A 2035-nucleotide genomic window follows, 5' to 3' on the forward strand; every position below is an offset into this window, starting at 1 on the left:
ATCCCATCGCGCCCACCCACCTCCACGCCGCAGTCGGGCACTGCGTCGCCGACGAGGGCAATGTCGCAACCGCGGGAAGGCTCGTCTGCATTGAAGGCAGCCCCTGAGAGCGCAGGACGCAGGAACATGTCGCCGGTACGCGCGGCATCTCCGCTGCGCCAGACCTCGTCTCCGAAGCTGGCGGCCCTGCCCGGCTCCGGGACCGGCGCTTCGGCCAGGACTTCCGACGAGATGTTCACGGTCGGCGCACTCCCGCCGTTTGGCCCCGCGCGGTGGAAATTTCTCGACGATCCCAACAACTGGCGCCCCGAACGCCGGCAGTTGCATGACAAGCTGATCGACGACTCTGTCAAGAAGGCGTCGGTCTTCGCGGAAGCCATCGAACGATCCGGTCGCGAGCCGACCCTGTTCGCCTTGCGCGGCAACACAGCCTCTGGAAAGACCCGGATGGCCAACTCCGCCGTGCCTGTCCTTGCCGACGCGATCAAGCAGAGTGAGGGGGGATGCATCAATCCCGATCTCTTCAAGGTGAGGCTGGGCAAGGTGCCCGGCCAGCCCGAACTGACCTCGTCCGAGGTTCACGCAGAGTCCTGCGTTCTTGCCGACCGCTTGGAGCGAGAACTGGCCGACTGCAGGACAGAGAGCGGAAAGCCGGCGAGCATGCTTGTCGACAAGCGGCTCGGCGGAGCGCACGAAGTCGCCAGCTACATCAAGCTGGCCGAGGAAACAGGCCGCAAGATCGAGCTCTGCGACATCGATGCCCCGCTGCAAAGTTCGCTCCTCGGCGTCCTGCAAAGACCGCCAGGCGGCGACGACCCGCGCCCCCCCTACGCCGCGGTCAGCGCCGGTTTCTCCGCCATCCGCAGCAATCGTCTCGACGTCATCGACAAATTCTTGGCCAAGCCACAGCTCGGCACCTATCATCTTTACGGCACGTCCGCGACCGGCGCCAAAATTCCTGTTGCGACCGTCGCGACGGGCGAGCTGACGATCCATGATCCGGAGAAGTACGCGGAGATCATGAATCCCGCGAACTCGTCGCCAGGTGACATCGGCGACCAAAGGATCGACGACGAGACCATCGAGCAATTGACGCAAGGGATGCCCGCATCCCTCAAGGAGAACGCTCGCGATGCGCTGCAGGAATACCGTGGCATGTCGTGGTCGGAAGCGCTGCAAGCCCACAGCACACTGAAGTGACAGGATCTGGAGATGACTCAACTCAAAGGCGAAGCCGCCCTGGCTTTTCACAAGCAGCTCAAGCAACGAGCGGCGGAGGATCGTGCGGCGCGCCTCCAGGCCGCCAAGGCACAGGCCGAATTGAGCGGCAAGGAACCCTTCGATCTGCACAAGCTCGAAAGGCTTTGCGACACGACTGAACGCGGCCGCCTTGTCGACGTGGCGGAGCGGACGTCCATCTACGAGTACATGTACTACGTCGAGCATCCACAGGCCCAGCGGCTGGATGCCTTCGCCAGCAGCCTGAGCGAGATCGAGAAGTGGTCGTGATGCCTCGAACGTAGGCGGGTGGGCTGGYGGTGTCGGTCGGCTCGATCACCCGGGCACCTCACCTCCTGCGAAGTCTGCCGTGTCGACGCTCGCCGGATGATGGGGCGAGGGTCAGCGCAGCGCGGCGAGGACGCGGTCGACCATCACTCCGGATTGGCCGAGGTAATTGGCGGGGTCGCACAGCGCGGCGAGCGCGTTGCGATCCAGATGCTTGTTGATCTCCGGATGCTCGGCCAGCAGGTCGAGCAGGGGTCGCTGTTGCTTGACCGCTTCGCGGCAGATGTCGTAGACGAGGTCGTGCGCGTACTCGCGCCCGATGTACGGCCCGAGACCCATCATGACCGCCTCGCTCATGACCAGGCCGTGGGTCATGTCGATGTTTCGGCGCATCGCGTTGGCGTCGACTTCCAGCCCTTCGAGCACGAAACGCGCCTGCTTGAGCGCCCCCGCCATCAGGCAGAACGACTCGGGCAGCACGATCCACTCGATCTCCCACGGGCCGGTCGAGCGCTCATGATCGGCAACC

General features: G+C 64.5%; 3 protein-coding genes and 1 pseudogene. 2 read left to right on the forward strand and 2 right to left on the reverse strand.

What is annotated here, in order from left to right; translation table 11 throughout:
• The coding region (locus AC1D15_RS29085) for a hypothetical protein (RefSeq protein WP_477828755.1) at nucleotides 1–239 on the reverse strand (239 nt) is incomplete at its 3' end.
• On the opposite strand from AC1D15_RS29085, the gene xopAJ reads away from it, so the two are divergent.
• Nucleotides 232–1200 carry a XopAJ/AvrRxo1 family type III secretion system effector zeta toxin gene (gene xopAJ / locus AC1D15_RS29090; protein WP_477828756.1) on the forward strand — a complete coding sequence of 323 codons (969 nt, stop codon included), beginning with the start codon at nucleotides 232–234 and terminating at the stop codon, nucleotides 1198–1200. The genes AC1D15_RS29085 and xopAJ overlap by 8 nt on opposite strands.
• 12 nt (nucleotides 1201–1212) lie before the next feature.
• Nucleotides 1213–1509, forward strand: coding sequence for a hypothetical protein (locus AC1D15_RS29095; RefSeq protein ID WP_477828757.1), 297 nt, complete (start codon nucleotides 1213–1215; stop codon nucleotides 1507–1509).
• A 111-nt stretch (nucleotides 1510–1620) separates the two neighbouring features.
• On the opposite strand, the pseudogene AC1D15_RS29100 reads toward AC1D15_RS29095, so the two are convergent.
• A pseudogene (locus AC1D15_RS29100) lies at nucleotides 1621–2035 on the reverse strand (3-carboxy-cis,cis-muconate cycloisomerase); the annotation flags it as partial.

Source organism: Rhizobacter sp. P2_H2, from assembly GCF_056403375.1.

Bases quoted from the DNA above. Each gene is read 5' to 3' on its own strand.
- xopAJ (WP_477828756.1), top strand. From the start codon at position 232: ATGTTCACGGTCGGCGCACTCCCGCCGTTTGGCCCCGCGCGGTGGAAA.
- AC1D15_RS29095 (WP_477828757.1), top strand. From the start codon at position 1,213: ATGACTCAACTCAAAGGCGAAGCCGCCCTGGCTTTTCACAAGCAGCTC.